This window comes from Guyparkeria hydrothermalis, from assembly GCF_023555385.1.
GTDB lineage: Bacteria > Pseudomonadota > Gammaproteobacteria > Halothiobacillales > Halothiobacillaceae > Guyparkeria > Guyparkeria hydrothermalis_A.
The window spans coordinates 2,048,674-2,070,972 of sequence record NZ_JAJSED010000001.1; the positions used below are offsets into that span (position 1 = coordinate 2,048,674).

Sequence of the window (22,299 nt, forward strand, 5' to 3'; positions counted from 1 at the left end):
CACGTCGCCGTTTGTCGTTTACCCCCTTCCGGAGCCCGTCATGCCCAACCGTTTCCAGCCCTACCAGCCCACCCGCGTCGACCTCGAGACGCTCGCCGCCGAGGGCTACAACCGAGTCCCCGTCACCCGCCGCGTGCTGGGCGACTACGACACGCCGCTGTCCGTCTACCGCAAGCTGGTGGAAGGCCCGTTCGGCTATCTGTTCGAGTCGGTCACCGGCGGCGAGCGCTGGGGGCGCTACTCGATCATCGGCCTGCCCTCGCCGACGGTCCTCACCGTCCACGGCCACCGCGCGGTGGTCAAGAAGAACGGCGAGGTGGTCGAGGACGAGACCGTCGACGACCCGCTTGCCTGGATCGAGACCTTCAAGGCCCGCTACCGCGTCTATGAGCCGGCCGACATGCCGCGCTTTCACGGCGGGCTGGTGGGCTACTTCGGTTTCGAGACCATCGGCTACATCGAGCCGCGCCTGGCGAACTTCGACGCCGACGACCCGCTGGGCGTGCCCGACATCCTGCTGATGGCAAGCGAAGAGGTGGTCGTGGTCGACAACCTCTCCAGCGAGCTGTTGCTGGTGACGCTGATCGACCCTTCAGAGACCGGCGCGCTCGATCTGGCCAACGTGCGCCTCGACACGCTCGCCCGTCGCCTGCGCGAGCCGGTGGCCCACTACGGCTCCTCCGCCCCGGGCAAGCCGATCGACGAGAACGACTTCACCGCCACCTTCACCCGCGAGGGCTACGAGAACGCCGTGCGCGCCATCCGCGAGTACATCGCGGCGGGCGATGTCATGCAGGTGGTGCCCAGCCAGCGGATGAGCATCGAGTTCGGTGCTGCGCCCATCGACCTCTACCGGGCGCTGCGCTCGATCAACCCCTCGCCGTACATGTACTTCATCGACGCCGGCGAGTTCACCGTGGTCGGCTCCAGCCCCGAGATCCTCGCCCGCCTCGAGGACGGCACCGTCACCGTGCGCCCGATTGCCGGCACCCGCCCGCGCGGTGCCACGGAAGCCGAGGACAAGGCCCTCGAGCAGGACCTGTTGAGCGATCCGAAGGAGATCGCCGAGCACGTCATGCTGATCGATCTCGGGCGCAACGACACCGGCCGTGTCGCCAAGGTCGGCAGCGTCAAGCTCGAGGAGCGCATGATCATCGAGCGCTACTCGCACGTCATGCACATCGTCTCGCAGGTCACCGGCCAGCTCGAGGAGGGCTACAACGCCATGGACGTCCTGCGCGCGACCTTCCCCGCCGGCACCGTCTCGGGTGCACCGAAGATCCGCGCACTGGAAATCATCCAGGGGCTCGAGCCCGTCAAGCGTGGTGTCTACGCCGGGGCGGTGGGTTACTGGGCCTGGAATGGCAACATGGATACGGCCATCGCCATCCGTACCGGGGTGATCAAGGACGAGCAGCTGCACGTTCAGGCTGGGGGCGGGATCGTCGCCGACTCCGTGCCTGCTACCGAGTGGGAGGAGACGCTCAACAAGCGTAGGGCGTTATTCCGGGCGGCGAATATGGCTAGTCGGGGGTTGGATGCTGCGGACGGCTAACGTGAGTTATTCGACCGATCAGTTTCGGTTCCCCTAAGTTGTACCCGCCAGTGTTTTCATTATCACCTTCCTGTCATGTGCTGGCGGCGCATTCTCAGCCCCGAAGAGGTTTTTAATGTTTTTCAGAAAGAGCCCGGAAGAAGTTTTTACTCCTCGCGTCAAGGATGTCAATGATGACATGTATATTCACCGGGAGGGTCTTGAGAGGGCATTGAGTCGGGCAATAAGAAAGCACAAGAATATCGTGGTGCACGGGGAAAGCGGCACTGGGAAAACATGGCTTTATAAGAAAATATTTTCTGAGCTCGATGTTTACTATGAAGTTCTAAATTGCGCAACTGTGAATCAGTGTGGCTCCGTAAGTGATGCAATTGGTTACTTGGTCGCGAGGCTAGAGCCCAATGAGAAGGTGGGCCACGAAGAAGCTAAAGGAGCTGAAGGGAACGCAGGTTTTGCTAAGGGTCACCTCGAGCACACGAGTCAGTACCGGAAAAGCGCGCCTGACAACTATCTGAAATTGGTTCGTCTTATACGGAAGAGGGCTAAATCTAAAAAGGCATTTCTTGTTGTTGAAAACTTGGAGCACATTGTTCGGGATAAAGACAAGATTAGTGAGCTTTCGTCTCTTTTGCTCTACCTTGATGATGAGGTATATGCAGAAAGCAATGTCAGGATCTTGCTGGTTGGAACCCCTAACAACCTGCGAGATTATTTTGCAGAAGTGGATGAGACCCAGACCATAATAAATAGGTTGCAGGAGATACCGGAAGTTTCCGCGCTTTCCAAGCATGACGTGGTTGAGTTGGCAAAAAAGGGGTTGTTTAAAATATTGCGTCTCGATTTTGTTGAGGACCGGCCGAGGAACTTTACCGAGTGGTATTTTCTAAATGCCATTTCTTGGTTTTCTATCAATATCCCGCAGTATGTCCACGATATTTGCCTTGAAGTGGCTCTCGAGGCATCGGATGATGGGGGAAGGATAACCAGAAAAGGGTACACTCAGGCCTTGAGGAATTGGGTTCAGGAAGCCTTGGTTGCTGAGAACTCAAGGCTTGAGAAGAATATAAATTCTAAGGAAACTAGGCATGGGAGAAGGAACCAGGTTATTTATACTACGGGGGTTCTGTCGCAAAATGAGTTTTCAAATGCTGAAGTGGAGGAGAGCTTGCGGGAACACTTCCCAACCAGTACCGAAGGGAAGACACTCAATGTATCTTCAAATCTGATTGAGCTCTCAAATGGGACTCATCCAATTCTGTCTAAGACGCCGAAAGGAAATCGGTATCGTTTCATTGATCCGAAAATAAAGATAATGATTCGCTGGATGTTGCAGAAGAATGATGATGAACGGTTGGTTGTGAAGAAGTTTGATGAAAGTATCAAGTTTTAGGTTTCCCCGCCTTAAGGACCGGACCTAGACCCTGCGGGGTCGGACCTGACCAACTGCTTGATACAACAGCCTTAGCCCCTCTGATGAGGGGCTTTTCACGTCTTAGAGCGGCATTTTTGCCATCAAAACTGACCCCTCAAGAGGTTGCTCTTGTTCCCCGCTTCGAAGCGTGGTGGATCGGTTTCACGCGCTCGTTGTGTCAGGTGGCAACGGTTTGGCTCCGTGCCTGGCGCGCGAGTCGGTTTTCTTGCTTGTCCAAGAAAACCGACGAAAAGAAGGACACCCCGACGCCTTGGCCCTGCGGACCTGATCGCTGCGCGATCAGCCTCGCGAACGGGCAATCGCGGACGGGTCGGTTCGACGCGACGTCGTGTCGCGGCGAACCTCGGGCTTGCGTCCATGCAAGCCCGACCCTGCGATTCCCCGCTCGCGAGGCAAGGCGTAAGGGGGCTCACCCTTCGATTTGCTTCGTTCAGGGATTCAAGCGCGCGACTTGTCTCGCAGCTGGGATGGAGTGAGCGCTTGCCGGTCGGCACGACGGTTAACGAAGGCCTTCCCCCTGTCGGCTTGCCTCACGGCCCGCAGATGGCCGGGGTCGGAGCGACAGGGACGTCGCTCCGAGGCTCAGCGCGACACGACGTCGCGTCGAGCCGGACCCGAAAGCCAGCCGCCGGCCGTGAGGCTTCGAGGTCGGACTGTGTCCGACCTCGAAGGCCCGAAGGGCCAAGCCGTGGGGTGTCTTTCTTTTCGGGTCTTTTCTTGGACAAGCAAGAAAAGGCCCTCGCGCGCGTGGCAGGGCAGTGGCTATTGCCCGCCCCACGCAACAGGCGTGCGAAACGATCCACCTAGGTATTTCCGCGCGGACTGGAATCCCTGCCGCGCTCTGGCATGCTTCGCGTCATGTCTGATGAAACCCAATTGCTCTTTCTTACCCGAGCCGGCTACGAGGGCGACTGCGCCGCCCAGGTGCAGACGGTCGCCGCCGAGGCGGGCGTCCACGGCTTCTGCAAGGCCAAGTCCGATACCGGCTACCTGACCTTCATTGCCCACGACCCCGAGGCACTGGCCCATTGGTTCGAGGCGCTTGCCCTCGATGAGCTGATCTTTGCCCGACAGCTTTGCCTGGCCGGCGAGACACTGGACGACCTGCCGGCGGACAACCGGCTGGGGCCGATCCTCGCCGCGATCGAGGGGCAGGAGTTTGGTGGGGTCTATGTCGAGACGCCGGATGCCGAGGCGACCCGGCCGCTGATGCGGTTATGCCGCAAGTTCACCAAGCCGCTGGAGCAGTCGATGCGCAAGCGCGGCCTGCTCGACCCGGGAAATCCGGATCTGCCGCGGCTGCATCTCACCTTCACCGACACCACCACCGTGATTCCTGGCTGGTCGCATCCGGGGCAGGCCGCCCCGCAGCCGATGGGCATCCCGCGCCTCAAGCTTGCCAAGGACGCACCCAGCCGTTCGGCGCTCAAGCTCGAGGAGGCGCTGATCACCTTCCTCTCGCCCGAGGAGCGCAAGGACCTGCTGCGCGCCGGGCTCGAGGCGGTTGACCTGGGTGCGGCGCCCGGCGGCTGGACCTGGCAGCTGGTGCGCGACGGGCTGATCGTCACCGCCGTCGACAACGGCCCGATGGCGGACGTGTTCACCGGGCACGTCTCCGTCGAGCATCGCCGCGAGGACGGTTTCACCTTCCGCCCCGAGCGGCCGGTGGAGTGGCTGGTCTGCGACATGGTGGAAAAGCCCTCGCGCGTCGCCGACCTGATGGCCGACTGGATGGCGCGCGGCGACTGCCAGCGGGCGATCTTCAACCTCAAGCTGCCGATGAAGAAGCGTCAGCAGGCGGTGATGGATGCGGTCGAGCGGATCGCGGATCGGTTGGAGGATGCCGAGGTCGACTTCGATATCGACATTCGGCAGCTGTATCACGATCGGGATGAGGTGACGGCTTACCTGCGGCGGGTATAGCCGTTGCGGGGCCGACCCGATCGGGCCAGACGGATGCGTGTCCGCCAAAGAGCAAAACGCCCCGTGAAGGGGCGTCCGCTCGATCCGGTCACGGCTTATTCCACAACGCCACACGCAACGCGCGCGCCGCCGCCACCCAGAGGCTTCGGCTGGTCGGCGAAGTTGTCGCCGTCCGCGTGGATCATCAGCGAGCGATTGCGGATATCCGCCAGCTTCAGGCGCGGCGCGGTCACGGTCATGTCCACGCTGCCCTTGGCGCTGGCCTTGAGCGGCGGCAAGTCGCCGAGGTGCCCCTCACCGGCAGGCCCCTCGTGCTTGCCAGTGCCTTGTGGATCGTAATGTCCTCCGGCGGCCAGCGCAGGCACGATCTCGCCATTTTTTTCCTTTGGCTCGCAGGAAGGGTTCTCGTGGACATGGAAGCCATGTGCTCCGGGCGTCAGGCCCTGCAACTTCGCCTGTAGAACAACCCCGTTTTCGCTCTTTTGGGCGTGGATGACGCCAACCTGCTGGCCAGGGCCCGTAGGCGTGGCCGCGTACATGGGAACGTCGATCCCCTTGCCGTCAGCCATGCCGCCGTCGGCCGCGGTCGTGTAACCCGCAGCCAACAGGGTGAACAGGGAGGTTGCTGCAAGTACGGTCGTTTTCATGCCGGGCTCCTTGTCATGCGGATGGTGGATTTGCGTCGGCAATACACTTGCATAGTAGCCAGCACGGTTCCCTGCAATCCCCCGCTCGTGAGGCAAGGCGCCGCGGGGTTGTCCCTCCGATACCGCCCCGTTATCGCATTAGGTGCGGTGGCGCCTTCGTTGATTGGAGCAGCGGGCAGCAGGCCGGGGCGCTACTCGTGTTTGAAGTTGAGGCGGATTTTCTCTTGCCAGACGGCGCTGATGGCCGGGCGGGGAAGAGGTGAGGCGGCGTCGATGGCCAACCAGATGGAGTCCCTGAAGGCTGACGTGCCGTCGCATTGGTCGATGGCGATTGTCTTCACGTCGCCTGACGGCTCCATCTGGATGGTCGCGGTGCATGTCCAGTCCACGACGGCATCGTCAGGCCGATCCCAGTTGTCGACGATTTTCTTGCGGACGGCCAGGGCCCAGTGGGTCAGGGCTTCGTGGCGCATCTTCGCGTTCTCGGCGAGCAGTTCCCGTTTCGTTCGGTCGTCGTCCGTGACGTCGGTCGCCGAGGCGGGATTGCTGAGGGTGATCACGAGGCCGATGGCAACGTGAGTCGCAATGGATCGGATGGGCATCATGGCAGCGCTTCCCTGGCTTTGATGATTGGCATTGAGTCTGGGCGAGTCGTCCTTGGTGCTGATCGCCGGCAGTGATTTTATCGCGTTGCCATTCGTCCCGCTGGGCATGTCATCCTGATGTCTGCCCGTTCCTGTCGGAGAACCCCGCCACTCGTGGTTATATTCTCCTCATGCCACTCGAAACGGATTCACGCAGGCAATCACCCCGATGATCCCCAGCGAAACCATCGAACGACTCGCCGACCTCCTCGCCCGCTTCGAACACGACGAGATCGAGGCCGATGCCCTTTGCGACGATCTGGCTGCCGTCCGCGACCAGGACATCGCCCGTGCGATGGCGGGGCTGTCGACTGAGGGCGTGGTTCGGGTGCTCGACCTGCTGCCGCACGAGCGCCGCGTCGGCGTGTTCGGCTTTCTCGAACCCGAGACGCAGTACGCGCTGGTCGAGTCCCTCGACGAGGGACGGGCGCGCGAGCTGCTGGAAGCGCTTCGCCCGGACAATCTGACCGCGCTGCTGGAACATCTCGGTACCGAGGAAGGTGAGGCGGTGGTCCGCCGTTTGAGCCCGCACCGGGTGCAGCAGGCGTTGCGGTTGCTGGGGTATCCGCGGGAGAGTGCCGGCCGGCTGATGACGCCGGAGTTCATCGCCCTGCGCCCGGACTGGACGCTGGCCTACGCGCTCGAACACGTGCAGCAGCACGCCGGGCGCAGCGAGACCATCGACACGCTCTACGTCACCGACGCGCACGGCCGGCTGCTCGGCTGGACCGGGTTGCGCAAACTGGTATTGGGCGATCCCAAGGCGACGGTGGAATCCCTGATGGACGCCGAGCCGGTGCATGCCGTGGTTGGCGACGACCGCGAGGAGGTCGCCCGCCAGATCCAGCACTACGATCTCACCGCGCTGCCGGTGGTCGACGAGGCCGGCGTGCTGCTGGGCATGGTGACCATCGACGACGTCATGGACGTGGTCGAGGAGGAGGCCACCGAGGATATCCACAAGCTTGGCGGTTTGGGGGCGAAGCAGGTGAGTTTGCGCGGGGCGTCGATCCTCGAGCTGTTCAAGAAGCGCATCGGCTGGCTGCTGATGCTGGTGTTCCTGGCCATCTTCGCCGCCGGGGCGGTCTCGGCGTTCGAGGAGACGCTCGAGGCGGCGGTGGTGTTGAGCTTCTTCCTGCCGCTGATCATCGGCTCGGGCGGCAATGCCGGCTCGCAGGGAGCGACGATGATGGTGCGGGCGCTGGCGACCGGGGATGTCTCCTCCGGCGACTGGATGCGCCTGTGGCTGCGCGAACTCGGCGTGGCCACGGCGCTGGGCCTGACCATGGGGGCGGCGGCCTGGGGCATCGGCCTGTTCTACGGCGGCACCATGCTGGCCAACGTGGTGTTCCTGTCGATGATCGCCGTGGTGGTGTTCGGCAGCATGGTCGGCATGCTGCTGCCGTTCGTGCTGACGCGTTTTCGCCTCGACCCGGCCACGGCCTCCACTCCGCTGATCAGTTCGATTGCCGACATCGGCGGCATCCTGATCTACTTCGGCATCGCCACGGCCTGGATCCACGCGACGCCGGCGGGCTGATTCTCGCGGCACTGACCGGGCGGCTTCAGCCCTTGTCCGCGGCTTTCTTCTTTGCCTTCACGTCCCGCTTGACCGCCTCGGCGGCGATCCGCATCACCTCGATGCGCGCGTAGCGCTTGTCGTTGGCCGGGATGATGTGCCACGGCGCGTACTCGGTGCTGGTGCGAATCACCATCTCGTTGACGGCGGCCTTGTAGTTGTCCCACTTCTCGCGGTTGCGCCAGTCGTCGTCGGTGATCTTGTGCTGCTTGTAGGGCGTCTCCTGGCGCGCCTCGAAGCGCTGAAGCTGTTCTTCCGGCGTGATGTTGAGCCAGAACTTGAGCAGGGTGACGCCGTGCTCGGCCAGCTGCTCCTCGAAGGTGTTGATCTCGTGGTAGGCGCGCGCCCACTCCGGCTGCGAGGCGAAGCCCTCGACCCGCTCGACCAGCACGCGGCCGTACCAGGAGCGGTCGAAGATGGTCCAGTAGCCGTCGCGCGGCAGCTGGCGCCAGAAGCGCCACAGGTAGTGGTGCGCCGCCTCCTCGTCGGTCGGTTCGGCGATCGGGATGACGTTGTAGAGGCGCGCGTCGAGCGCCTCGGTCAGCCGCCGGATGGCGCCGCCCTTGCCGGCGGCATCCCAGCCCTCGAACACCGCCACCACCGGGTGGCGCGCCGTGAACCCTTCCCAGCCGAGCCGGTTGAGCGTCCCGTCGAGGCTGCGCTTGTGCTTCTTGTAGTCGTCCCTCGACAGGACCAGGTCCGCGTCGACGTGATCGACGATGGTCCGCCGCGCGGTCTCGGCCTCGGGCAGGGCCGGGGCGTGCGAGACCTTGGTCGGTGCCGGGCCGTTGCCGGCCTCCAGGCGCGTGTCGATGGCGCGTCGCAGGGTCTTGCCGACGGTCAGGTCGCGGAAGGGGCGATCGGTCGCCTCGATCAGGAACCACGGCGCCTCGCCGGTATCGGTCTCGCGCACCACCCGGGTGGCCAGTTCGACAAACGCGTCGTAGTGGTTGGCCTCGTGGGCGGTTTCCGGGGCCATGCGCCAGTGGCTCTTGGGGTCCTTGCGGCGTGCCTCGACGCGACGGGCCTGTTCCTCGGCCGGCAGGTGCAGCCAGAACTTCACCAGCAGGGCGCCGCCGTTGATCAGCATCTGCTCGACCTGGCGGATGCGGTCGAGCTCGCCCTCGATACCGTCCTCGCCCAGTCGACCGTGGCGGGCATCCTCGATCAGTCGCGCGTACCAGCCGCCGAACAGGATGCCGATCTCGCCGGCCGCGGGCATGGCGCGCCAGTAGCGCCACCAGCGCGGGCGCTGCTTTTCCTCGTCGGTCTCGTCCCAGAACACATGGGTGCGCACGTTGCGCGAGTCGAGCCACTCGTGCAGCCGGTTGACCAGCTCGCCCTTGCCGGCGCCGGCCACGCCGGTGATCAGCAGCAGCACCGGCAGGCCGGCCGCGCGGGCACGGCGCTGGGCGCCCAGCAGCCGGGCGCGCAGTTCCGGTTCGGCTTCGCGGTAGTCGGCCTTGGACAGGCGGCGGCCGAGCTCGGCAGCTTCGAACATGGTGTTTCCTTGTGAAACGGGTTGGTTGCAAGCCTAGCACTGCCGACCGCATTCCCGTCCCGCCTGTGCCATCCTCGATGTCCACGCGAGGTGACCCATGCCCATGCTTCTTCCGCTGCCGCTGTCGAACCGTTTTCCGGCCGTCCTGGTCGGGCTGCTGTTCGTGTGCGCCGGTGGGCTAGCCGAGCCGGCCGCAGCCGAGAACCGGCTTTCCGACACCACCTCGGACTACCTGCGCGATCACGCCGACAACCCGGTCGACTGGTATCCTTGGGGCGAGGCGGCGCTCGAACGCGCCCGGCGCGAGGACAAGCCGATCTTCGTCTCGGTGGGCTATTCCACCTGCTACTGGTGCCACGTCGCCGAGCGCGAGCTCTACGATAGCCCCGAGATCGCCGCGCGGATGAACGCGGGCTTCGTCAACATCAAGGTCGACCGCGAGCAGCGCCCCGACCTCGACCGGGTGCTGATGCAGGCCACCGAGGCGCTCGGCGGCGGTGGCGGCTGGCCCAACAACGTCTTTCTCACCCCGGACCTGCAGCCGTTCTTCGCCGGCAGCTACTTCCCGCCCGAGCCGCTGCCCGGGCGAGAGAGCTTCCCGCAGATCCTCGAACGGCTCTCGACCCAGTGGCGCAACGACCGCGAGCCGCTGATCGAGCGGGCCGAGACCATCGCCGCGGCACTGCGCGAGCAGTCGGCTGCCAGCGGCATCGACCCCGAGCGACTCGATCCGGTCGCCTGGCGCGAGCAGGCGGTCGAGTCGCTGGGGCAGACCTTCGACCCGCTGGTCGGCGGCTTCGCCCCGCCCGGGCAGTCGAGCCGCTTTCCGCAGTCGCCGAAACTGTCGCTGCTGCTTTCGGCCATGGAGGCGGGGGACGACTCGGCCCGCGAGATGTTCGACCAGACGCTTGCGGCGATGAGCATCGGCGCGCTGTTCGATCACGTCGGCGGCGGCTTTCATCGCTACACCGTCGACCCGCAATGGCAGGTGCCGCACTTCGAGAAGATGCTGCTCGACAACGCGCAACTCATCGGCCTGTATGCCGGCGCTGCCGAGCGGCTGGGGCAGCCGTGGTACGCCCGCGTCGCCGAGCGGAGCATCGACTACCTCGAGCGTCGGCTGTGGGCCGAGGCAGGTGGTCTCTTTACCGCCGAGAGCGCGTCGCTGGACGGCATCGAGGGCAAGAGCTACGTCTTCACGCCGGCCGAGATCCGCTCGGCGCTGGGTGAGCGGGCGACCGACTTTCTCGACTGGCACGAGCTGGTACCGCTGCCCGAGAGCCGCATCGACCACGAGCTGCCCGACGGCGGGGTGGTCAACCTGCGTCCGGGCCGGGCGCTTGATGCACTCGAAGGCAACAGCCTGGCCGAGGCGATGACGGGGCTGGAGGACGACTATGCCGCCCTGCTGGCCCAACGGCAGGAGCGCGGCCAGCCCAGCCGGGATCGCAAGCAGGTGGCCGAGTTCAATGCCCTGGCCGGGCTAGGGTTGCTGGCCGCCGCGCAGCCTCTCGGTCGCGGCGATGCCGCCGATCGCGCGGCCGAGGTGGGCGAGTGGTTGTGGGACACGCTCTGGGATCGGTCGACGGGGCGCCTGCACCGGCAGGCCTATGCCGAACAGGTCAGCGGCGAGGCCTTCCTTGCCGACTACGCCGCGACCGGGCGGCTGATGCTGGCGCTGTACGGTCATCAGCACGAGCTGAAGTGGCTTTTCCGCGCCCAGCGGATCGCGCAGGCGATCGAGGCGCGCTTTGTTGACGATGCGGGTCGGCTGCTGGAGCGGGCACTGACCGACGAGCGGCCCGGCCTGCCGGTCACCCCGCCGTTGGTCGGCGATGAGGTCGGGCCGTCCGGGCACAGTCAGGCGGTGGTGTTCCTGCTCGATCTGGGCCTGCTGATGGATGCCCCGTTGCGGCAGCAGCGTGCGGTGGCGGCGTTGGCCGGGTTTGCCGGCGAGGTGGCGGCCGATCCCGAGGCGTGGGGCTGGCTGGTTGGCGAGCTGGCACGTCCGTCGCGTGCCGAGGCGGTGGGCCGGTTCGCCGCCGAACTGGCCGCGCCGGCTGCCGTCGGTCCGGGTGCCTCACGCGATCACGTCGCGGTGAGCGCCCGCCAAGTTGAGCAGGGGCAGACGATCGTGGTGCAGTTGCGCATCGATGCGGGCTTTCATATCAACGCCAACCCGGCCAGTGCGGACTATCTGGTGCCGACGCGGGTCACGGCCGTGGATGGCAAGATCGGCCCGATCGACTATCCGCCGGGCAAGCCGTTCCGCGCCGAGTTCGCGACCGAAGCCATCGACGTCTACGAGGGTGAACTGACCCTGCGGGCGCCGGTGGCCGGTGCGGTACCGGAGGGCTTGCGGATCGAGATTCAGGCCTGCAACGACGAGGTCTGCCTGGCGCCGGACACGATCGAGGTGCCGGTGGGGCGCTAGGGCACCAAACGAAACGGGCCGCGACCGACCGTTGGGTCAGTCGCGGCCCGTATGAGCCGTCCGCGGCGCTCCGATCAGGCCGAGGCGGGAGCCGGTGCGCTGTCGGCCGGCTCGTCGAGCTGGCAGCCCTCGGGGATCAGCGGGGTGAGACCGAGCTTGGCGAACATCGCCTCGTCGGCTTCGGCATCGGCGTTCTCCGTGGTCAGGAGCTTCTCGCCGTAGAAGATGCTGTTCGCCCCGGCGAAGAAGCACCAGGCCTGGATCGCCTCGCTCAAGCCCTCGCGGCCGGCGGACAGGCGCACGTGCGAGCTGGGCATCATGATGCGGGCGACGGCGATGGTGCGGATGAACTCGATCGGGTCGAGCGCCGGCACGTCGGCCATCGGCGTGCCCGGGATGCGCACCAGCATGTTCAGCGGCACGGATTCCGGCGCGCGCTCGAGGTTGGCGAGCGTGTTCAGGAACGAGGCGCGGTCCTCGCGGGACTCGCCCATGCCGAGGATGCCGCCGGAGCAGACGTTGATGCCCGCGTCGCGGACGTGGTCGAGCGTCTCGAGGCGGTCCTCGATCGAGCGGGTGGTGATCACCTGGTCGTAGTACTCGGCCGAGGTGTCGATGTTGTGGTTGTAGTAGTCGAGCCCGGCCTCCTTGAGGCGGGTGGCCTGGTGCGGCTCGAGCATGCCGAGCGTCACGCAGGCCTCCATGCCGGTCTGCTTGACCACGTGCACCATGTCGATGACGCGCTCGAGCTGCTTGTCGGTGGGGTTGCGCCAGGCCGCGCCCATGCAGAAGCGCGAGGCGCCCTTGTCGCGCGCCCGGCGGGCGGCGGTGCGCACCTCGTCGAGCGGCAGCAGGCGCTCGCGCTCCAGGCCCGTGTCGTAGCGGGCGCTCTGCGAGCAGTACTTGCAGTCTTCCGGGCAGGCGCCGGTCTTGATCGACATCAGGGTGCTGACCTGCACCTTGTTGGGGTCGAAGTGCTCGCGATGCACCGTCTGCGCCTGGAACAGCAGGTCGTTGAAGGGCTTGTCGAACAGGTCGAGCGCTTCCTGTTTGCTCCAGCGCGGACGGGTCATGGGATCAGTTATCCTCGAACGATTCGGGCGGGTCGGTGAAGGTATCTTCCCATGTATCTTGCTTGATTCGGTACAGGTCGTAAAGCGACCACGGCACAACGATGAGTGCCGAAATCGCCCACAGAATCAGGTAGAAATTGATACTTGGCGGGGCGAAAGCGCCGACGGCAACGGTCGTCCCGGCCACCGCGTAGAAGCGGTAGGCGGCCCACTGGGTATAGTGGCCCACCTTGGGGTTGGGGTGGTGCTTGTTCAGGGCGTAGACCAGCATGGACATGCCGGCCCAGAAGATCGCCAGCGGCAGCGGGATGGCCATGGCGACGATGTTGCCCCAGTTGAACCAGGTGGCGGCCCGTTGAGCCGACCGGCCGGAAATGCGGGTCGGCGTATGTTCGGTGTCCGACTCGGGCGACTGGGCGGACGTTTCCTGGCTCATGATCGTTCAGCCTCTAAATATGCAGATGGAATGCAGGTTACCATGGAATGGTTTTCGTCGCGACGGGGGCGCTGGTTCGATGCGCCCTGTCACCTCTGTCGACGCGACACGGTCGACCCGACCGGACTTTGCGTCGACTGTCTTGCCGAGTGGCATGCCTTGCTGGGCAGGCCGCGCTGCATTTCCTGCGGGCTGACCCTCCCCGATCCGGACGAGGGCATGACCTGCGGGGCATGCTCGGCCAGGCCCTGGCCGTTCGACGGGGTGGTCTCGGCCGTGGACCTGGTGCCTTCGGTGCGCGAGCTGGTCCATCGGCTCAAGTATCGTCAGGATTTCAGTGTCCTGCCGTTGTTGCAAGAGACGCTGACCGCCGCGCTAGGCGGCTTCCCGGATATTATGCCCTTGCCGGAGGTGCTGGTGCCCATGCCGCTGCACCCGGCCCAGCGTCGTCGGCGCGGCTTCAACCAGGCATGGTTGCTGGCCGCCGGTCTGGGACGGGCGATCGACAGGCCGGTGCACAAGCGGGGCGTGCGCCGCGTGCGCGATACCGGTTCGCTGACGACGCAGTCGGCCCGCGAGCGCCGCCGGGCCCTCAAGGGGGCGTTCGCGGTGGCCGGAGACATGCCCCGTCGGGTGGCGATCGTCGACGACGTGCTCACCACCGGCGCCAGTGCCCGGGCTCTGGCCACCGAATTGCGACGTGGCGGGGCCGAGTCGGTGATCGTCTGGTCGTTGGCGCGCACGCCCTGAACGGATACCGGCCAAAGCGGGGCATATGGCTTGTGCCGTGCGAGGAGTTTGGGTAGAATCTCGCGCCTTGGCCGTCCCGGCCGCGTTCGCCCGTGGTGATTTTCCGACGTGGCCGGCGGGCCGGACGGCAGCCCCCGTCGGGGGACGAACACGAAGACGATCAACTTGAGATGCGGCCCCGGCGGCATCCGACCCAACTTTCGAACCTTTACCAGGGGCAGAATCGAGATGAAAGAAGGCATTCACCCGAACTACCAGCCGGTGGTGTTCCAGGACGTCGCGGCAGACTTCGCCATCCTGACCCGCTCGACCATGAAGTCGAGCGAGACCATCAAGTGGGAAGACGGTAACGAGTACCCGCTGGTCAAGGTCGACGTTTCCTCCGCGAGCCACCCGTTCTTCACGGGCAAGCGCTCCGAGGGCAGCATGGCCAAGCAGGTGGACAAGTTCCGCAACCGTTACGGTCAGAAGAAGAAGTAAGACTGTCGATGGTCGCGTTCCTGCCATTCGGCCGGACGCTGCAAGAGGGCACCGTGGGTCTTCCCGGTGCCCTTTTTCGTGTCTGGCTGGTTCTGCTTGTCCTGATTGCCGCGCCGCTGGCGGCCGCCGATTGTCGGCCAGCCGGCGCCGAGGGGCGCTCGGCGACAGTCGGCTACGTCAATGACGGCGACACGGTGCGTCTTACCAGCGGCGAACGCGTGCGGTTGGTGGGCATCGATACCCCCGAGATCGGCTACGACGGCAATCCGGACGAGTCGCTCGCCCGCGAGAGCCGCCAGGCACTGCAGGCCGTCCTCGCCGGCTCGCAGAACCGGGTCGAGGTGGTGCCGGCCCGCGAGGAGGAGGACCGTTACGGCCGGACGCTCGCCTACCTCTATCTCCCCGGTGGTGCCTCGGTGCAGGGGCATCTGCTCGAGGAAGGCATGGCGATGGCCGTGTTCGTCGCGCCGAACCTGGCGTTGGCCGACTGCCTGATGGCCCGCGAGCGGGTTGCGCGCGAGGAGCGCCGCGGCATCTGGTCGCTGCCGGCCTACGAACCCGGCTTGCCGAGCGCGGATGGCATTCCCGAGGAGGTGCAGGGTGCGGCCATCGTGCGGGGGCGGGTGGTCTCGGTGGGCGAGAGCCGCCGCAATATCTGGATCAACCTCGAGGGACGCGTGGCCGTGCGCATCGACAAGGCCGATCGCGAGCACTTCCCGGGCTGGGACTTCGACTCGCTCGAGGGCGAGCGACTGCGCGTGCGCGGTTGGATCGTCCACCACAGCAACCGCTACCAGGACTGGTTCATCCCGGTCGACTCGGCGCACGCACTGGAGCGACTGGACTGACGAACGCGCAGGTGGAATGAAAAAGGGCGAACCTCAAGGTTCGCCCTTTTTCGTGGTGGCGCTGTGAGCGGCTTAGCCCTTGGACAGCCAGTCGCGCGGACGGAGAAACTCGTCGTAGAGGCGCGCTTCCTCGCTGCCCGGCTCGGGGTGGTAGTCGTAGCGCCAGGCGGCGCGCGGCGGCATCGACATCAGGATCGACTCGGTGCGTCCCCCCGACTGCAGCCCGAACAGGGTGCCGCGGTCATAGACCAGGTTGAACTCGACGTAGCGGCCGCGACGGTAGGCCTGGAAGTCGCGCTCGCGCTCACCAAACGGTGTGTCCTTGCGCTTTTCCACCAGCGGCAGGTAGGCCGGCAGGTAGTGGTCGCCCACCGAGCGCATGAAGCCGAAGCCGGTGTCGAAGTCGACCTGGCCGTCGGCGCCGTAGTCATCGAAAAACAGGCCGCCCACGCCGCGCGGCTCGTTGCGGTGCTTGAGCCAGAAATACTCGTCGCACCACTGCTTGAAACGCGGGTAGTGATCGTCGCCGAACGGCCGGCAGGCGGCCTCGGCCTGCTCGTGCCAGTGAACGGCGTCCTCGGTAAAGCCGTAGTAGGGCGTGAGATCGAAGCCGCCACCGAACCACCAGACCGGCTCCACGCCTTCCTTCTGTGCCTGGAAGAAGCGCACGTTGGCATGCGAGGTGGGTACGTACGGGTTGCGGGGGTGGATCACCAGCGAGACGCCCATCGCCTCGAACGAGCCGCCGGCGAGATCCGGCCGGTGGGCGGTGGCCGACGGCGGCAGCTTGTTGCCGGTGACGTGCGAGAAGTTGATGCCCGCGCGTTCGAAGGTCGTGCCGTCCTCGAGAATCCGCCCGCGGCCCTCGCCGTTGAGGTGGTCGCCCGGCGGACGCTTCCAGTCGTCGTGCAGGAAGCGGGTGCCGTCTTCCTGGCTCTCGAGGCCGGCGACGATCCGGTCCTGCAGGTCGATGAGGTAATCACGAACGGCCTGGAGGTCCGCCTGCGTATCCGCCATTGTCAGCTCCTGATGATCCTGCCGGTGGGCCAGTGGATGATCTGCGAGGGGCGGGCGCGCCGATCGACGTCACCCGGGATGATCTGGACGTCCGCCCGGCCGAACTGGCGTCGGGCGGCGAGCGCGTCGCGTGCCGCCGGCCGGCCGCTGATGTTCGCGCTGGTCGAGACGATTGGCCCGCCGAAGGCACGGCTGATGGCGCGCGCGGTCGCGTGGGCCGGCACGCGCAGGGCGATCTCGTCGCGCCCGCCCGTCAGCCAGCCCGGCACGCCCTCGGCGGCCGGCACGATCACCGTGCGCGCGGCCGGCCAGTCGGCGGCCAGTTTGTCCCATTCCCCGGCCGGCACCGCTGCGTACGGCTGCAGCATCTCGGGAGTGTCGGCGATCAGGATCAGCCCTTTGTCGATGTCGCGCCGCTTGAGCGTCAGGAGACGCATCACCGCGAACGGGTCGAGCGGATCGCAGCCCAGGCCGAAGACCGCCTCGGTGGGATAGGCGATCAGCCCGCCCTCGTCGAGGTGGCGGGCGATCTCACGCAGGCGGAAGGGCGAGAGCCCGCTCACGCCTCCTTGCCTCCCGAAGCGCTTTTCGGGGCGCTCTTCTTCGTCGTGGTCTTCTTGGCGGCCGCCTTCTTCGCTGTCGACTTCTTGGCCGTCGACTTGGTCGCGGTCTTCTTCGCCGCGGTCTTGGGTGCCGCCTTGCGGCCGCGGCCCTTGCGTTCCGGTGCTTGGGCGATCATCTCGATCGCCTGCTCGTGCGTGATCGTCTTCGGATCGGTGTCCTTGGGGATCTTGGCGTTCTTCTTGCCGTTTGACACGTACGGCCCGTAACGGCCGTTAAGCACCTGGATGCCGTCGCCGAAGTCGTTGATGATGCGGTTCTTCTCCGCGAGCTTCTTGACCTCGATGATCTCGAGCGCGCGCGGCAGCTCGATGGTGTACGGGTCATCGTCCTTGCCCAGGGAGGCGAACTTGTTGCCGAACTTCACGTAGGGGCCGAAGCGGCCGATGTTGGCCTGTACCGGCTCGCCCTCGGGGGTCTCGCCCAGCTCTCGCGGCAGCTTGAAGAGCTCCATCGCCTCGTCGAGGGTAATGGTGGCGATGCTCTGGTGCGGGCGCAGCGAGGCGAACTTGGGCTTTTCCTCGTCGTCCTTGGTGCCGATCTGCACGAACGGCCCGAAGCGGCCCAGGCGGGCGACTACCGGCTTGCCGCTCTTGGGGTCGACACCCAGTTCGCGGCCCTGGGCAGCCTCCTGGCGCGAGACGTTTTTGGCGGTGTCCTCGATGCGCTCGGAGAATGGCTCCCAGAACTCGCGCAGCAGCGGCACCCAGTCCATCTCGCCGCGCGAGACGGCGTCGAGCTCGTCCTCGAGCTTGGCGGTGAACTCGTAGTCGACCACGTCGCGGAAGTACTCGGTCAGAAAGCCGTTGACCACGCGACCCATGTCGGTGGGGCGGAAACGGCGCTGTTCGAGTTCGACGTATTCGCGCGAGCGCAGTGTCGAGATGATGCTGGCATAGGTCGACGGTCGACCGATGCCGTACTGCTCGAGCGTCTTGACCAGGCTCGCTTCGGTGTAGCGCGGCGGCGGCTCGGTGAAGTGTTGCGTGGCCTTGATCTCGGCGAGATCGATCTCCTGACCTTCCTCCAGCGGCGGCAGGCGACGGTCGTCGTCCTTGTCGCTGGCCTGGTCGTCCTCGTCCTCGCGGTAGGCGGCGATGAAGCCCGGGAACTTGAGGGTCGAGCCGGTGGCACGGAAGCTGTGCTCGTCGCCGGCGGCGAGATCCACGGAGACCTGGTCGAAGATCGCCGGGGTCATCTGCGAGGCCAGCGTCCGCTTGAAGATCATCTCGTAGAGGCGGAACTGGTCGCGATTGAGGAAGGCGCGCACCTTGTCCGGCGTGTTGGCGATCGAGGTCGGGCGGACGGCCTCGTGCGCCTCCTGGGCGTTCTTCGACTTGGTGCGGTAGCGGTTGGGGCTTTCCGGAACGTAGTCGCCGCCGTAGCTCTCGCCGATGTGCGAGCGGATCTCGCCGATCGCGTCGTTCGACAGGTTGACCGAGTCGGTCCGCATGTAGGTGATCAGGCCCACCGTGCCCTGGCCGATGTCGACGCCCTCGTAGAGCTCCTGGGCGACGCGCATGGCACGCGAGGCGGACAGGCCAAGCTTGCGCACGGCCTCCTGCTGGAGCGTCGAGGTGGTGAACGGCGGCGCGGCGTGACGCTTGCGCTCGCGACGGTCGACCTTGGCGACCTTGAGCGTGCCGTTCGCCGCCGCATCGAGGCGTTCACGCGCGGCGGTGGCGCTGGCCTCGTCCTCGAGGGTGAACTGCCCGACCTTTTTGCCGTCGAGCTGATAGAGGCGGGCGGAGAACGGCTGTTCGCCGGTGCGGCAGTCGGCGGCGATCGACCAGTATTCGCGCGGCTTGAAGGCTTCGATCTCTTCCTCGCGCTCGACAATCATACGCAGTGCCGGGCTCTGCACACGGCCGGCCGACAGGCCCGGGTTGATCTTTTTCCACAGCAGCGGCGAGAGGTTGAAGCCCACCAGGTAGTCCAGCGCGCGCCGCGCCTGTTGGGCGTCGATCAGCTCCTGCGACAGCTCGCGCGGGTGGGCGATGGCCTCTTGCACGGCGCGCTTGGTGATCTCGTAGAACACCACGCGCTTGGCGTCCCGGTCGTCGAGCAGGCCGCTGTCCTTCAGCAGCTCGTAGAGGTGCCAGGAGATGGCCTCGCCTTCGCGGTCGGGGTCAGTCGCCAGCAGCAGGGTGTCGGCCTTCTTCAGTGCCTTCTTGATCGCATCGACGTGCTTCTTGTTCTTGTCGATGACCGTGTAGTTCATCGCGAAGCCGTGCTCGGGGTCGACGGCGCCGTTTTTCGGCACCAGGTCGCGCACGTGCCCGTAGGAGGCCAGCACTTCGTAGCCGGGGCCGAGATATTTCTTGATCGTCTTGGCCTTGGCGGGCGATTCGACGATGACGAGATTTTCGCTCATAGGGTGTCTTCGTTGTCAGTGCAGGACGGCGGCGTCGTCGAAGACGAGGTCTTCCATCCAGGCAAAGGCCTGCTCCTCACCGGGTTTGGCGAACAGGACCAGTAGCACGATCCATTTCAGGCGCTCGACGTCGATTTCGTCCTCGCCGAGAGCCATGGCGCGCTCGATGACGGTCTCGCGGCTCGACGGCGACAGTACGCCGATCTGCTCGAGCTGCATGAGAAAGCCTCGGGCATCGGTGTCGAGCATCATTTGCTCGTCGTCACTGTAGACCCTGAAGGCCTGGTCGCGTTCAGGGCCGGCGACGCCGCCCTGCTCGAGCACGCCCTCGAGCCAGCCGAAGGCATGCTCGATCTCGTCGTGGTCGAAACCGGCCTCCAGCAGCTTCATCTGCAGCCCGGCGCGCTCGTTTTGCGGGGGGAAGTGGTCCTCGTCTTCCATGTAATTCTCGAAGAGGAACATCAACAGGTCGAGAACGGTCTCTTTCATCGGCTCACCGGGACATGATGGCTTGAGCCTGCACACGCGAGCAGGGATTCACGAGGGCGGTGGCAGGTGCGGGTGGCGGGTGCCGTTGGTGGCCTCCGGGTCAGGCGGAGCCGACCGTCTGGCTCGTCCGGACATAGAGTCCGCCGGGCAGGGTGGATACCTCTCCCGCCAATTCAAGCATGAGGAGGATGGAGGAAACCTCACCGGCGGTCAATCCGCTCGCCTCGATAAGGGTGTCCGCGGACTGGGGGTCGTGCCCGAGCAGTTCCAGGATGCGCTCTTGCTCGGGGTCGCGCTTCGTCGGCGCCGGTTTGCCCGTTGGCGAGGCGCTTTCTGGTGGCGTGTCGATGGCTTCGAGCTGGCGGCGCAGGGTCGGGGCCAGTTCCTCGAGGACGTCCTGGCCGGTCTCGACCAGCTTGGCGCCCTGACGGATCAACCGGTGACAGCCGCGTGCCAGCGGGTTGTGGATCGAGCCGGGGATGGCGAAGACGTCGCGACCCTGTTCGCCGGCCAACCGGGCGGTGATCAGCGAACCGCTCTGTATCGAGGCCTCTACCACCAGCACGCCGCTCGCCAGCCCGCTGATCAGGCGGTTGCGCCGCGGGAAGTGCCCGCGACGTGGTTCGGTGCCGGGCAGCCACTCGGACAGGATCAGGCCGCCCGCGGCGACGATCTGTTCGGCCAGTTCGGCGTGTTCCGGGGGGTAGAGCCGATCGATGCCGGAGCCGAGCACCGCGATGGTGGTCCCTTGGGTGTCGAGCGCGCCCCGATGTGCTTCCCCGTCAACCCCGAGGGCAAGCCCGCTGGTGATCCCCAGCCCCTGGCCGGCAAGGTGCCGGGCGAAGGCGCGTGCATTCTGGCGTCCGCCGGTGGTCGGGGTGCGTGACCCCACCATGGCCACTTGCGGTTCACGCAGGGCGGCAAGCCGACCGCGGGCAAACAGCGCCGCCGGCGCATCGGGCAGGTCGTTCAGGGCGTCGGGGAAGCCCGGTTCGCCGCGGGCCACCAGGTGATGCGTGGGGTCGGCGTCGAGCCAGTCACGGATGGCCGCGCTGCGTTCGGGGTCCGGTCGGGACTGGGTCAGTCCCACCGGCAGGCCGGCGCGCTGCCACTCGTCCCGCGGGGCATCCAGGGCCTGGCGGGGCGAGTCGAAGTGCGACAACAGCGAGTCGAGCCGCCGTGGTCCCATGCCGCGGATCGAGAGCAGTTCGATCAGCGCGGCGTGCGGAGACTCGCTTCCGGTGGGGGCTGGCGCGACAGGCACCCGTCAGCGACTGTTGTCCTGCGTCGGGGTCTGCGCCAGGTCGCCGGCATGGACCGGCTTGCTGGCCTGGATCACCAGCGCGTAGCTGACCCGCTCGTAGACACGGAAGACCATGGCGGTGCCGATCGGGTAGTCCGGCAGGCGGACGGCTGGGCCATGCATGGCCTCGCGACCGTTTTCGGTGGTTTCCTTTGGCGCGAAGCGATCCTCGACGACGCGCCCGCGCTTGCTGATCTGCAGCAGGTCGCCTGCGGAGACCCCAGCCTCCGCGCCGCGGTCGATGATGATCACCTGCTGGTTGCCGACCTGTGTGATCGCGTCCGGCAGCAGGATGATGCGGGCATCGATCGGGAACGCCGGGATCTGCGGGGCGACGTCGCTGGTGAAGGCCTCCGGCGTCATTTCGACCAGGCGGTTGCCCGCCTCGACTTCGCGCACCGTGTCGCGCAGTTCCAGCGTGGCCGGATCGCCGGCCTCGATCAGGCTGGCTTCACCCTTGAAGATGGCGCGGTAGCCCAGCAGTTCGTCGGTGCGACCGTCACGCAACTCCTTGCCCTGTTCCACCACGGCGAAATGCTGTCGTTCGCCGTCGAGGCCAGGCCGGGCGTAGATGGTGTCACCGGTGCTCGCGTTCAACGACCCTTCGCGATTGGCCAGGATGTACGGGGCGGCTTCGAAGTCCTCCTCGTTCAGCACCTGGTCGTAGCTGAGGAACGGGCGCACCAGCTCGAGCGGTACGGCGGAAACGGCCGGCGGTAGCGCCTCGTAGCGGATGTGCGGGCGCAGGCCCACGGCCAGCCGCGGCCGGTCGCCGACGAACACGATGCTGATGTGGTCGCCCGGGTAGATGCGGTGCGGGTTGGCGATGTCCGGGTTGGCGTACCAGATCTCCGGCCAGTAGTACGGGTCCTTGAGGAAGTGGTTGGCGATCGACCAGAGGGTGTCGCCTTCCTTGACCACGTAATCCTTGGCGGAGAGGTCGCGGAATTGGTCGCGGGTTTCCTCGGCGGTCAGCGTGCGCTTGACCGGGCCGCGCTCGGCGCCCAACGGCAAGGCCTCGGCCGCGTGGGGCTCTCGCGGGTTGATGACATCGTCTTCGTCGATGCCGGCGCAGCCTGAAAGGATTGCGGTGAACGGCACGAGGCCCGCGAGCGCGAGTGCCAGGGGGAGTCCTTTGGTCGATCTCATCGTTACAACGTCCTTGGTATCCGGTCGAGAGCAACCCGGCGGCG

General features: G+C 65.9%; 19 protein-coding genes. 8 read left to right on the forward strand and 11 right to left on the reverse strand.

The genetic code is table 11. The features are described 5' to 3' along the window. Positions 1–40 precede the first annotated feature (40 nt). The 3 genes from trpE to rlmM all read left to right on the forward strand — a co-directional run bounded on the left by trpE (position 41) and on the right by rlmM (position 4,910). Positions 41–1,555, forward strand: coding sequence for an anthranilate synthase component I (gene trpE / locus LV476_RS09570; RefSeq protein ID WP_250075579.1), 1,515 nt, complete (start codon positions 41–43; stop codon positions 1,553–1,555). Positions 1,556–1,670: 115 nt separating this feature from the next. After that, entirely contained in the window at positions 1,671–2,945 is a 1,275-nt protein-coding gene (locus LV476_RS09575; protein ID WP_250075582.1) for an AAA family ATPase, read from the forward strand. A 900-nt stretch (positions 2,946–3,845) separates the two neighbouring features. After that, positions 3,846–4,910: a 23S rRNA (cytidine(2498)-2'-O)-methyltransferase RlmM gene (rlmM, locus tag LV476_RS09580; RefSeq protein ID WP_250075584.1), complete on the forward strand. Its 1,065-nt coding sequence runs from the start codon at positions 3,846–3,848 to the stop codon at positions 4,908–4,910. Positions 4,911–5,005: 95 nt separating this feature from the next. Here the strand turns inward: rlmM and sodC are convergent, their stop codons facing one another. After that, positions 5,006–5,557, reverse strand: coding sequence for a superoxide dismutase [Cu-Zn] SodC (sodC, locus tag LV476_RS09585; RefSeq protein ID WP_250075586.1), 552 nt, complete (start codon positions 5,555–5,557; stop codon positions 5,006–5,008). Between the two features lie 191 nt (positions 5,558–5,748). Further along, on the reverse strand, positions 5,749–6,270 hold the full coding sequence (locus LV476_RS09590; protein WP_250075588.1) for a TonB C-terminal domain-containing protein: 522 nt from the start codon (positions 6,268–6,270) through the stop codon (positions 5,749–5,751). 100 nt (positions 6,271–6,370) lie between these two features. On the opposite strand from LV476_RS09590, the gene mgtE reads away from it, so the two are divergent. After that, a complete protein-coding gene (gene mgtE, locus LV476_RS09595; RefSeq protein ID WP_250075591.1) occupies positions 6,371–7,741 on the forward strand; it encodes a magnesium transporter in 1,371 nt (456 codons plus the stop codon). Between the two features lie 25 nt (positions 7,742–7,766). Here the strand turns inward: mgtE and pap are convergent, their stop codons facing one another. Beyond that, a complete protein-coding gene (gene pap / locus LV476_RS09600) occupies positions 7,767–9,281 on the reverse strand; it encodes a polyphosphate:AMP phosphotransferase (RefSeq protein ID WP_250075593.1) in 1,515 nt (504 codons plus the stop codon). 97 nt (positions 9,282–9,378) lie between these two features. On the opposite strand from pap, the gene LV476_RS09605 reads away from it, so the two are divergent. Continuing rightward, positions 9,379–11,715, forward strand: a complete 2,337-nt coding sequence (locus LV476_RS09605; RefSeq protein ID WP_250075594.1) for a DUF255 domain-containing protein — start codon at positions 9,379–9,381, stop codon at positions 11,713–11,715. A gap of 74 nt (positions 11,716–11,789) precedes the next feature. On the opposite strand, the gene bioB is transcribed toward LV476_RS09605, so the two are convergent. Both bioB and LV476_RS09615 read right to left on the reverse strand, forming a co-directional pair. Next, positions 11,790–12,788, reverse strand: a complete 999-nt coding sequence (gene bioB / locus LV476_RS09610; RefSeq protein WP_250075596.1) for a biotin synthase BioB — start codon at positions 12,786–12,788, stop codon at positions 11,790–11,792. Positions 12,789–12,792: 4 nt separating this feature from the next. Continuing rightward, positions 12,793–13,224: a hypothetical protein gene (locus LV476_RS09615; RefSeq protein ID WP_250075598.1), complete on the reverse strand. Its 432-nt coding sequence runs from the start codon at positions 13,222–13,224 to the stop codon at positions 12,793–12,795. A 42-nt stretch (positions 13,225–13,266) separates the two neighbouring features. Here LV476_RS09615 and LV476_RS09620 point away from each other — a divergent pair, with 42 nt between their 5' ends. From LV476_RS09620 to LV476_RS09630, 3 genes are all read left to right on the forward strand, one after another. Beyond that, positions 13,267–13,974 (forward strand): ComF family protein, encoded by a 708-nt coding sequence (locus tag LV476_RS09620; protein WP_250075600.1) that lies wholly within the window; start codon positions 13,267–13,269, stop codon positions 13,972–13,974. 228 nt (positions 13,975–14,202) lie between these two features. Then, positions 14,203–14,454 (forward strand): type B 50S ribosomal protein L31, encoded by a 252-nt coding sequence (locus LV476_RS09625; protein ID WP_250075602.1) that lies wholly within the window; start codon positions 14,203–14,205, stop codon positions 14,452–14,454. 8 nt (positions 14,455–14,462) lie between these two features. Then, a complete protein-coding gene (locus LV476_RS09630) occupies positions 14,463–15,302 on the forward strand; it encodes a thermonuclease family protein (protein ID WP_250075603.1) in 840 nt (279 codons plus the stop codon). A 72-nt stretch (positions 15,303–15,374) separates the two neighbouring features. On the opposite strand, the gene hemF is transcribed toward LV476_RS09630, so the two are convergent. The 6 genes from hemF to LV476_RS09660 form a co-directional block, all read right to left on the reverse strand. Further along, on the reverse strand, positions 15,375–16,319 hold the full coding sequence (hemF, locus tag LV476_RS09635; RefSeq protein ID WP_250075605.1) for an oxygen-dependent coproporphyrinogen oxidase: 945 nt from the start codon (positions 16,317–16,319) through the stop codon (positions 15,375–15,377). A 2-nt stretch (positions 16,320–16,321) separates the two neighbouring features. Then, positions 16,322–16,882, reverse strand: coding sequence for an L-threonylcarbamoyladenylate synthase (locus LV476_RS09640; RefSeq protein WP_250075607.1), 561 nt, complete (start codon positions 16,880–16,882; stop codon positions 16,322–16,324). After that, positions 16,879–19,314, reverse strand: coding sequence for a DNA topoisomerase I (locus LV476_RS09645; protein WP_250075608.1), 2,436 nt, complete (start codon positions 19,312–19,314; stop codon positions 16,879–16,881). The genes LV476_RS09640 and LV476_RS09645 overlap by 4 nt, the downstream gene beginning before the upstream one ends. Positions 19,315–19,329: 15 nt before the next feature. After that, the gene (locus LV476_RS09650) at positions 19,330–19,803 is read right to left on the reverse strand and encodes a DUF494 family protein (RefSeq protein ID WP_250075610.1); all 474 of its coding nucleotides are present in this window, start codon (positions 19,801–19,803) and stop codon (positions 19,330–19,332) included. A 100-nt stretch (positions 19,804–19,903) separates the two neighbouring features. Beyond that, a complete protein-coding gene (dprA, locus tag LV476_RS09655) occupies positions 19,904–21,067 on the reverse strand; it encodes a DNA-processing protein DprA (RefSeq protein ID WP_250075612.1) in 1,164 nt (387 codons plus the stop codon). A gap of 3 nt (positions 21,068–21,070) precedes the next feature. Then, positions 21,071–22,255: a LysM peptidoglycan-binding domain-containing protein gene (locus LV476_RS09660; RefSeq protein ID WP_250075614.1), complete on the reverse strand. Its 1,185-nt coding sequence runs from the start codon at positions 22,253–22,255 to the stop codon at positions 21,071–21,073. Between the last annotated feature and the right edge of the window lie 44 nt (positions 22,256–22,299).

What these genes read in the sequence shown, in the direction of transcription:
- LV476_RS09590 (WP_250075588.1), bottom strand. Translation starts at nt 6,270, where the DNA reads ATGCCCAGCGGGACGAATGGCAACGCGATAAAATCACTGCCGGCGATC.
- rlmM (WP_250075584.1), top strand. Translation starts at nt 3,846, where the DNA reads ATGTCTGATGAAACCCAATTGCTCTTTCTTACCCGAGCCGGCTACGAG.
- LV476_RS09650 (WP_250075610.1), bottom strand. Translation starts at nt 19,803, where the DNA reads ATGAAAGAGACCGTTCTCGACCTGTTGATGTTCCTCTTCGAGAATTAC.
- pap (WP_250075593.1), bottom strand. Translation starts at nt 9,281, where the DNA reads ATGTTCGAAGCTGCCGAGCTCGGCCGCCGCCTGTCCAAGGCCGACTAC.
- bioB (WP_250075596.1), bottom strand. Translation starts at nt 12,788, where the DNA reads ATGACCCGTCCGCGCTGGAGCAAACAGGAAGCGCTCGACCTGTTCGAC.
- LV476_RS09660 (WP_250075614.1), bottom strand. Translation starts at nt 22,255, where the DNA reads ATGAGATCGACCAAAGGACTCCCCCTGGCACTCGCGCTCGCGGGCCTC.
- LV476_RS09630 (WP_250075603.1), top strand. Translation starts at nt 14,463, where the DNA reads ATGGTCGCGTTCCTGCCATTCGGCCGGACGCTGCAAGAGGGCACCGTG.
- sodC (WP_250075586.1), bottom strand. Translation starts at nt 5,557, where the DNA reads ATGAAAACGACCGTACTTGCAGCAACCTCCCTGTTCACCCTGTTGGCT.
- LV476_RS09615 (WP_250075598.1), bottom strand. Translation starts at nt 13,224, where the DNA reads ATGAGCCAGGAAACGTCCGCCCAGTCGCCCGAGTCGGACACCGAACAT.
- hemF (WP_250075605.1), bottom strand. Translation starts at nt 16,319, where the DNA reads ATGGCGGATACGCAGGCGGACCTCCAGGCCGTTCGTGATTACCTCATC.
- trpE (WP_250075579.1), top strand. Translation starts at nt 41, where the DNA reads ATGCCCAACCGTTTCCAGCCCTACCAGCCCACCCGCGTCGACCTCGAG.
- mgtE (WP_250075591.1), top strand. Translation starts at nt 6,371, where the DNA reads ATGATCCCCAGCGAAACCATCGAACGACTCGCCGACCTCCTCGCCCGC.
- LV476_RS09575 (WP_250075582.1), top strand. Translation starts at nt 1,671, where the DNA reads ATGTTTTTCAGAAAGAGCCCGGAAGAAGTTTTTACTCCTCGCGTCAAG.
- LV476_RS09625 (WP_250075602.1), top strand. Translation starts at nt 14,203, where the DNA reads ATGAAAGAAGGCATTCACCCGAACTACCAGCCGGTGGTGTTCCAGGAC.
- LV476_RS09645 (WP_250075608.1), bottom strand. Translation starts at nt 19,314, where the DNA reads ATGAGCGAAAATCTCGTCATCGTCGAATCGCCCGCCAAGGCCAAGACG.
- LV476_RS09605 (WP_250075594.1), top strand. Translation starts at nt 9,379, where the DNA reads ATGCCCATGCTTCTTCCGCTGCCGCTGTCGAACCGTTTTCCGGCCGTC.
- LV476_RS09620 (WP_250075600.1), top strand. Translation starts at nt 13,267, where the DNA reads ATGGAATGGTTTTCGTCGCGACGGGGGCGCTGGTTCGATGCGCCCTGT.